This window comes from Shewanella chilikensis (assembly GCF_002836945.1).
Lineage (GTDB): Bacteria > Pseudomonadota > Gammaproteobacteria > Enterobacterales > Shewanellaceae > Shewanella > Shewanella chilikensis.
Window position 1 is genome coordinate 1 of sequence record NZ_NIJM01000085.1, and the last position, 7,885, is coordinate 7,885.

Below are 7,885 nucleotides of genomic sequence, written 5' to 3' on the forward strand. Positions count from 1 at the left end.
GGGACTGCTAAAGCCGTTCAAAAATGTTCCCGACATTTTTGTCGCGTGGCGGGCCCGAGGCCCTTCGGCTCCAGCTAAGCGACAGAAACTGTTCTGTCGCTTGTCTTTCAGACACGCTTCCGCCCTTGGATTTAGGATTCCAGCGTTCCTATTGCTCCTTAGGGTGCCCCTAAAGGTATGATTGTATTGAACAAGTATTCCGCTTAGCTCGAACGTACCACAGCACTTTTCAATCGTCTGTAGGACATTTGCTCTTTCTTACTAAAAGTTGCGTTTGCTCAACTAACGTCTTTTTCAGGCTTCTTGTCCGACTAACACTGTGCCAAATTGTACTCTTCAGTTACTTTGCCTCAGCACAGATTTTATCTCTGCGCTTAGCCAGTTCAGGGCTGCTGTCCTGCATTGCCTTGAGAATAAGCTGATTGCATTCCTTGTCTTTTAGCTGTTGCTCGGTTTTCCGGGCAGGTGTGCTTATCGTGGCAATCATGGGCTTGTAGTTCAGCGAAGCATTGCAGTACATCCGCGATAAGCTGCGGCCTTTTGAATTGAGGTTTTTCATGCCGGATAGCTGGTTGCACAAATCCGTGAACATGGCTTTGGCTTGCTGTGTGCACTTGGAATAAGAAGTTGCTTGCTGCTTAAGGTCTGCACAGACACTTTCTTGCTTTACCTGCCAGAGAAAGTGCTGGAATCGAATGTTGGTGCCCTTGTAGGTGAGCGTTTGGGCGGTGACAGTGGTGTTTGCCGCATCAACATAGGCGCTAGTGATGTTATTGCTCACCATCTCCAGATAGGCGGCGAACAGTTGCGACAATGGATCCATGACTCATCCTTAAGTAACTGGCTGGGTTCCCTTTAGTTAGTCAAAGATATTACCGTCTTTCATCCGGCTTTTAAATGGTTTGTGTCACGGCTGAGTTTTGGTTTTTATATGGTCTGTACACTTATTGACAGCACTCCAAGGAAAAGCGGTTTGCGCTGTCTGCCTGATACTCTTTATGGGTTTCTCGTTGAGAAATGGTCCATTGGTGGATTCGGGTGATGATTTCCACCCCAAAGCTGACAATGCCTCTGATGCGCGTTAGGGCTTCATCGCCGTAGCGGTTAGTTTTGATTGCGGGAATGTCCGGCAATTTCCGGTTTGTTTCTGGCATCGGTTCCGCTATCAACTCCGAGAATGGCTGGCACTCGTCCGGGCCAGTTTCAGGAATCCCGGCTTCTATTCCCGCAAGTGTTTCCGAATTTTCGGGAATGGTTCCGGGCCCTGTTTCAGGCGCTATTTCCGGGGTAATCCGGGAATTTTCGGGATTTCCGGGATTCGTTTCCGGAAATGACTCCGGATTTTGCTTGGCTTCCCGTACCTGTTCGTAAAAGGGGCGGATCACTTGCTCCTGCCGTTTGCAGAAGACGCCCCCCATTTGCTCGGTGTAGCCTTGCCAGTCGCCTTGGTCTGCGCTCTGGCGGATAGACTCTATCCAATCCAGCTCTGCGGCCTTAATAGCCTCCATACGCCTTAACTCTCGCCATACGGTGACACTGGCACCGCCTAATTGTTGAAACTGGCGAATGCCCCACAGCGACGCCCAAGCGCGAACCCGGATAGCTGAGTCTTTGGCATCCTTGCCATACAGATCTTGGTCTATGCCTTCACCATCAATGTTCTTGGAGATGTACTTGGCGATATAGCCAGTTGCAGAGCCTTTGCTTGGGTCTATTTCTTCCACCTTAAGGCGGTGTTTGGCTGCGCCCGGTTCATTGCCGTCTTCTTCAAAGGCGTAGCGGTGAAACACCTTGAGCAGGGCTTGGGCCTGCTCGGGTTCAACAAACAGCAACAGGTGCCAGTGGGGCGTGCCGTCATGGTGAGGCTCGGCCACTCTAAAGCCGAAAATGCCAATGTTCTGATTGCCAAGGGCGGCGCGAATTCGCTCAAAGGTGCGGCGAAGGTATTGCTGACCATCGAGCGGGGTTGCGCCGTTCCAGTTGGGATTTTTGCTGCCGGATTTGGACAGGCTGCGGTGGTACTTTGAGGGGCAGGTGAGGGTGATAAACAGCGCCTGATGGCCCATGGCTTTACTGCACTCTTCAAAGCCTCGGGTTCTGACCATAAGCTCCTGCCTGCGAATGCTCGGATTGGACACATTCAGGCTTGAGAGTTCGGCAAGGCTGGCGCTGAAACCATGCTCATTGGTGGCTATGGTGCTTTCCAAAAAGCTTTGGTTTTCCTGCCAGCGGTGACGGATTTTGCCAAGGCCCAGGTTGCTGATGTAAATCCCTTTTGCCCGGTTTATCTGGTTGTAGCGCCGTGACAGGGTTTCACCTTCCCGGATGTGTTTGGTTTTAAGCTTTCTGCGCCACCACTGCTCATCCTTGGCGCGATTGATTGCGCCCTTTACCTTAATGGCGTCATCCCCGGCAATATGGCCCAAAGCGATTGCTTTTAAAACCCGCTTTGCAAGCGGTGGCGGTGTTATACCTTGGCTTTGGATGTAGCCAGCAATTAAGGCATAGAGCGCGACCAGATTCAGGCGAGGATTGTTGGCAAGAAGCCTTAGCACATGGCGGGAGTGAATCTTGGCCGCCTGTGTGCAATCTCTGTCTTGAATGTTGATGTGATAGAAACGCTCAGACTTTCCCATAACAGCGGCAATGGCTTTACGCTCGGCCAGCACATGCAGGTTCGCTTCCCGGCGAGAGTCTTTGGCGGCATAGTCGGCCATGATCTCTTGCCGGAATACCTCGGGCACACCATAAAGCTGTTTGTTCAGCCATTCGTTATCGTGTGGATGGACTTCAGGCATAGTCGGCCCCCGTTAACGAATCGCTTTTGAGTAACGCTCTTTCTGTTATCAGGGCGGCAAGGCGTTGCCCCTTGGGGCTTAAACTGACCCGGCACCATCTCATTCCGACAAAGTAGCAATCCTGCTCTTGTGTCAGCCCTTCCCGTTTGAGCGCAAACAGGCTGCGCTTATTGAAGTGGCCGGGATAATCCGGCATTTCGGCGACCTTACCCAAATCTGGGCAAAGTTCGGTGCAGACATCAACCGAACGACCAAGTGCCAGCCATGCCAGCAAGCTTGCCTGTTCGGTGCTGAGTTGGGTATCAGCTTTGGTTAGTTTCGGTGCCACCGTTACCAAATTCAGTAGAGGCTTTCGGTTGCCGTTATGGTGCTTGTTCCGGTGCGCTTTGCTCATGGTTGCACCTCCTTAAGCTGAGGTGCTGAACTAGGGCAAGCGGAGTAGGGCCAATTCGGGATGGATGTGTTGGCCCCCGTTAGGTAACGGGCACCGAATTTGGTTGTTGAACCGTACCCGTTAACGGTGGCTGTACCCGTTGGGATTTTGCGGTGCGTACCCGTTAACGGGTACATGGGGCGAATAGTCGTTAACGGATACATGGCCCCGTTATGTAACCTAACGGGACGATTACAGCGGTTAGGTAAACGCCCCTTGATTGATTTTGAGTTTCGCTTAAAGAGTGTGTTCATAGACCCTCCCGTTAACGAAGGTGTCTATATCGATTTGGCGGTACATCACCCGCCGCCCAACTTTGACGAACTTGAGTGGATAGCGCCCGGTGCAGCGCCAAACGGATAAGGTGCCTTCAGTCACGCCAAGCGTCTTGGCTACTTTAGCAGGGGTTAACAGTGGATTTGTCATGGTTGCTCCTGATCAATTTGAATGAGTCAGGAGCAAGGTTAGGGAAGGGCGGTTAGTATGTATGCGCTGCTCAGGGTGTAAAAGGTGCTTCTCACCCTGAGAAGCATATTTTAACTAATTATAATTTATGGATTAATTTCTGAAGTTTAAGCATGGCCTCAACGCGCTCCGAAACCTGCGGTTTTAGCTCGGGAGGCAATGGGGGCAAAGATATCGCTTCATAGCCAGCCCCTTCTACGGGGCCATCAAAGTCATGTTCCCACACTTCGCCAGTGTACGAATTGATGAGGTACATATCATCTTGCTCAAGGTTGATATCGTTTGATTTGGCAAACTCAAGCCAAGCGTGTTGCTTTACTGGGTCTGTTTCGGACTCGGCTAACTGAGCAAGCGAGTCACGCTGAGGTTCTTGAAATGCAAACAACTTGTCCCATTGGTTCAGAAATTCGATTTCGGTCTTTGACTCGTCGTCCAACGCGATTTCCCAGAGTTCAATTACTCGCCACATGATTTCACCTGCGTCCAGTTGATAACAAATGGACTGTTTGGGAAGTGAATAATCTTCGGTGGTAAGAATCTCTTCAACATTGGGGGTCGCAAGGTCGGAAATAGTTGTAGCAGCTCGAAAAGCTTCCAGAGCCTGTTTAGCAGAAAACATACGGCCGTAGTTATCTGCCCACTCTATTTGAACTTCCCCTAATCTATCCCCTGCAAGCTTGCGCTTGTACCAGTGTTCGCTGGCGTCATTTTGGTACACCCTTGAGAACTCTGCATCTAACCAAAGCATTTCCAAAAGCCTTGATTCTTTGTTTCCTTGTCTGGATATCTTTCTAAGCCTTTCGAACAGCGTCGGCACGTCGATTTTTATGCCTTCAAACTCAAAGGTGTGATCACTAGGCAAAGTATCTAACGAGTCATCTTCGTCAAAATTACAATACAGATAATTGAATACTTGCCGGTTTATAAGCTCTGCATGTGATGAGTTAACGAACTCCAATTCGGAAGCTACCAAATGTGCCAACTTGGCAGCGACATCCTCGGTTTGTTTCAGTGTCGCCGCTTTTTGAATACAGCGTTGGTATGCCTCTTCAGGAATTGGCTTATCGAGCTTTGAAGGATCTGCTGCGTTTTTTAATGCGGCATAACTTTGCTGCCCAAAGTAGGCGGCAATGACTTCGTACACCTGGGCTCGGGTGAGGGTACAATTCGGCAGTGATTTGGCCTTAACGGAAAGGTTATAGGCGTGAGTGGAAAGCATGTTCATAAACAAACTCCACGGGGCGAGTGCTGTACTGTGTTTCAGTTCCACATGTGATTATGGAAAGCGAACTCGACCCGGCTTGTCTATGAAATGTGATAGATGGGTAAAGCTATATTTTAAGGACTTTCGTCAGATTGCCTGTTTTCACTCACATGCAAGTGAGGCGGGCGCCTGCATGTGAGTCTATGAGTCCATGGGGACTTAAGTCAAGACTATCGCCCTTTAATTCGTTCAGCTTCCAGAAACCATTTATAGACAGTTTGCATCCCCTGATATTCAGAACTGAATGGATGGTCGATGCTGTTTGCGTAGGCTTCGATAGCCGGATAGTGTAGGGTTCTGGCCTGACTCGGGTTTTGGTAGGGCTTTTTACGGTAGAGAGAAATTGCGTAGTCTTTGCGCTGGCGATTTTTAGCGTGTCGGTTTTCCACCCCTTTCTTGGCGTGCGTACCGGATACCTCAGCAGCGCCAAGATGTTTGGTCATGTCCGTGATTAACTCCTGAAACCCTTGGTTATGGGTGACATAAGTTCGTTCAACGAAGAGTTTTTGCAGTAGACTCGCCGCTTTGGTGAGCCCAGCCATGTGAAGCGCAATGTTAGCCTGGACGAACTCGGCGAGTTCTTCAGGCATGTCTTTCAGGGCGGCAACGGGAGCAAGTCCTTCTGCGTCAAATGCTTCAAATGCTTTGGCTGGCTCTGCATTGGCGAAATTTCTTATCTCTTCAAGTGAGGTATCGGAGACTTCATCGGGGACAAGATTGAACAGGGCAGTATATTGCCCGGCAATATCCAGCTGATCATCCACAATAGCCTGAAGACTGCCGGGGATCTTAGCCAGTACTTCTGCCGCATTCTCTTCTGAGGTGCCTTCAGGAATAGGTGATGATAGTTCGGGTGGTTGCATCATCCTTTCGATGATGCTTTTCAGCTGTGCCACGGCCTCATTACCCACGCCTTCATCTTCGATATTGCTCCACCAGCGCAAGATCTCCGGCGGGTCTTCTAACTGATACTTTTCAGCGAAAGCCTTGAAGGTATCATAGAGTGTATCAGCAGACTTTTCTTGGCTCATGCCCGTCAAATTCCTTATGGCAAGGTAATAGCCAAAAACTAACGGAAATCAGCGGGATAGTCCAGAAATCGGGCGAAGAGTACAAAAAGGGGATTTTTACAAAAGGGGCGAAATTTTTTTCGAAAAAATGCCTGTTCTGAGGCGGCACATAGGCGGCACAGGATTTGCCTGATTTTGTAAGTAATTGATTTTGAAGTTAAAAAAGACCTATCTGGTCTCCCCACAGGGACTCGAACCCCGATCGGTCGCTTAGGAGGCGACTGCTCTATCCTGTTGAGCTATAGGGAGACGCCAGTGATTATACTGGTTTTCACCCGGATGAAAAGGCTTTAGATTTAATTGCTTAAATCTTAATCGCGATGTCATTCACCTGAATGTTGAGGGCGGCATTTTCACCGCTGAGCACTGCGATGGCACTTTCCTCAGTGACTTGATCTATGGTGATTTTCGCCCGGGTTTCTCCGGCCACGGCGCGCATCTGGTTCATGCGGTCGGGCAGGTTTTGTTGCAGCACGATTTGGAACTGATCGCCAACGCGGATGCCGTTGCGTCGCCCCAAGTTGAGTATCACTCTATCTTGTTGGCGCACGACTATCTGTGCCAGCAGAGGTCTGCATGCCAGCGCCATATCGATATCTTTACTGGCATTGGCCAGCACCTTATCTATGGCCTGCCCGTAACTGGCACGCCAGAATCTGTCGCTGTTGGGTGGGACGGATTCATTTTTGGCAAACTCCCAGGGTGCAGAAATGCTGTAGTTCTGATACCAGATCTGCTCGCCGCTGATCCCATGATAGAGGCTGAGCTGTAACTGAAACAGTCGCTGAGGCTCGTTGTCCCACAGGCCCATAAAGCCGGACTCGGCCGGTTCGGTGGAGATATCTATGATTTGCGGCAGCAACAGATACTGGCTGTCGGTAATTTCACTTATCCAGGTTGGCAGGCGGTAACCACGGATATTGATAAGCTCCTCTTTGATATCCAGCCGCTCGTTGGCGTGCAGGTGGGCAAAGCTGATGGAGGATTGTTTATCCAGCGTTGCCGCTATCCGTTCGGACAGGCTTCGCTGGAAGTTTTCCAACTGACCATAACGCAGTTGGCTTCTGTCCTTAATACTGGCCTGTGGCACCAGGATAGCGGCCTTGATGGCTGAGCTTTGGCACTTGTTATCCGGGCCATCGAGAATATCGAGCCGCATAACCACCTTGAGCTTGTCTCCCTGGTGCATTTCGCTGACCAGTTCGACACTGCTTATCTGCGCCTGACTGGAAAGGCTGAAATCGTTTTGGGTCAAGCGCCCCTGGCTGACACTCTGGGTTGATTGAAAACTGCCGCCACGGGAGAGCAAGGCCATGTTGATGGCATTGTCCATTGCCGCTTCCCGTGCCTGGGTTAAATTGCCATTGATTATTTTGGCTTCACCTCGGGCCTCGGTCCACTCTGCCATGGCGTTGAGGCTGATACTCAGCAACGGCAGCAAGAGCAAGGGGCGCAATCTCATAAGACGGTTCCTCAAAATAGGAGTCAGGGTGACGGAATTTTGCCGCCACTTAAACTGGTATCGCTTGCTATTCAAATTTTATGCCAGCGCCATCCATTCACAGCTGATGTAGCGCAGTTTGCGACCATAACTAAAGAGCGGCAAGAGTTTGCCGATAAGGGAACAGAGAATATAAGTTCCCATTGCCCGCCAGTGGGTAAATTGAAGGGGCAAATGAAGGTGTGGGTAATGAAAAGGCGTAGATAAGCCCCTTAAACATCTTCGTAAAAGCCTGTAATAAGCTGTCAGGCAACTGGGTTTGTTCGCCGGTGTCATCTGTTTGCACTTGGTCTGCAGGCCTAAGGAAGGTGCGAATAAGTCCTCGTGGCACTCTGGCTTGCACAGCAATTGGCG

At 50.2% G+C, this 7,885-nt stretch carries 8 protein-coding genes and 1 tRNA gene; all 9 read right to left on the minus strand.

Going from position 1 to position 7,885, the window contains the following annotated elements; genetic code table 11:
- Positions 1-340 precede the first annotated feature (340 nt).
- Positions 341-823 carry a hypothetical protein gene (locus CX651_RS19310; protein WP_101057712.1) on the minus strand — a complete coding sequence of 161 codons (483 nt, stop codon included), beginning with the start codon at positions 821-823 and terminating at the stop codon, positions 341-343.
- A gap of 121 nt (positions 824-944) precedes the next feature.
- Positions 945-2,798 (minus strand): replication endonuclease, encoded by a 1,854-nt coding sequence (locus tag CX651_RS19315; protein ID WP_101057714.1) that lies wholly within the window; start codon positions 2,796-2,798, stop codon positions 945-947.
- Positions 2,791-3,192, minus strand: a complete 402-nt coding sequence (locus CX651_RS19320; protein WP_101057716.1) for a hypothetical protein — start codon at positions 3,190-3,192, stop codon at positions 2,791-2,793. The genes CX651_RS19315 and CX651_RS19320 overlap by 8 nt, the downstream gene beginning before the upstream one ends.
- A 276-nt stretch (positions 3,193-3,468) precedes the next feature.
- Positions 3,469-3,657, minus strand: a complete 189-nt coding sequence (locus CX651_RS19325; RefSeq protein ID WP_101057718.1) for a helix-turn-helix domain-containing protein — start codon at positions 3,655-3,657, stop codon at positions 3,469-3,471.
- A gap of 118 nt (positions 3,658-3,775) precedes the next feature.
- Positions 3,776-4,921 carry a hypothetical protein gene (locus tag CX651_RS19330; RefSeq protein WP_101057720.1) on the minus strand — a complete coding sequence of 382 codons (1,146 nt, stop codon included), beginning with the start codon at positions 4,919-4,921 and terminating at the stop codon, positions 3,776-3,778.
- 209 nt (positions 4,922-5,130) lie between these two features.
- A complete protein-coding gene (locus tag CX651_RS19335; protein ID WP_101057722.1) occupies positions 5,131-5,991 on the minus strand; it encodes an uL15 family ribosomal protein in 861 nt (286 codons plus the stop codon).
- A 212-nt stretch (positions 5,992-6,203) separates the two neighbouring features.
- Positions 6,204-6,279 (minus strand) — tRNA-Arg (locus CX651_RS19340).
- A gap of 55 nt (positions 6,280-6,334) precedes the next feature.
- Positions 6,335-7,492: a flagellar assembly protein T N-terminal domain-containing protein gene (locus CX651_RS19345; RefSeq protein WP_101057724.1), complete on the minus strand. Its 1,158-nt coding sequence runs from the start codon at positions 7,490-7,492 to the stop codon at positions 6,335-6,337.
- Positions 7,493-7,622: 130 nt separating this feature from the next.
- Positions 7,623-7,885: hypothetical protein (locus tag CX651_RS20205; protein WP_232788340.1), on the minus strand; the 263-nt coding region annotated here is incomplete at its 5' end.

What these genes read in the sequence shown, in the direction of transcription:
- CX651_RS19315 (WP_101057714.1), bottom strand. Translation starts at nt 2,798, where the DNA reads ATGCCTGAAGTCCATCCACACGATAACGAATGGCTGAACAAACAGCTT.
- CX651_RS19330 (WP_101057720.1), bottom strand. Translation starts at nt 4,921, where the DNA reads ATGAACATGCTTTCCACTCACGCCTATAACCTTTCCGTTAAGGCCAAA.
- CX651_RS19320 (WP_101057716.1), bottom strand. Translation starts at nt 3,192, where the DNA reads ATGAGCAAAGCGCACCGGAACAAGCACCATAACGGCAACCGAAAGCCT.
- CX651_RS19325 (WP_101057718.1), bottom strand. Translation starts at nt 3,657, where the DNA reads ATGACAAATCCACTGTTAACCCCTGCTAAAGTAGCCAAGACGCTTGGC.
- CX651_RS19310 (WP_101057712.1), bottom strand. Translation starts at nt 823, where the DNA reads ATGGATCCATTGTCGCAACTGTTCGCCGCCTATCTGGAGATGGTGAGC.
- CX651_RS19335 (WP_101057722.1), bottom strand. Translation starts at nt 5,991, where the DNA reads ATGAGCCAAGAAAAGTCTGCTGATACACTCTATGATACCTTCAAGGCT.
- CX651_RS19345 (WP_101057724.1), bottom strand. Translation starts at nt 7,492, where the DNA reads ATGAGATTGCGCCCCTTGCTCTTGCTGCCGTTGCTGAGTATCAGCCTC.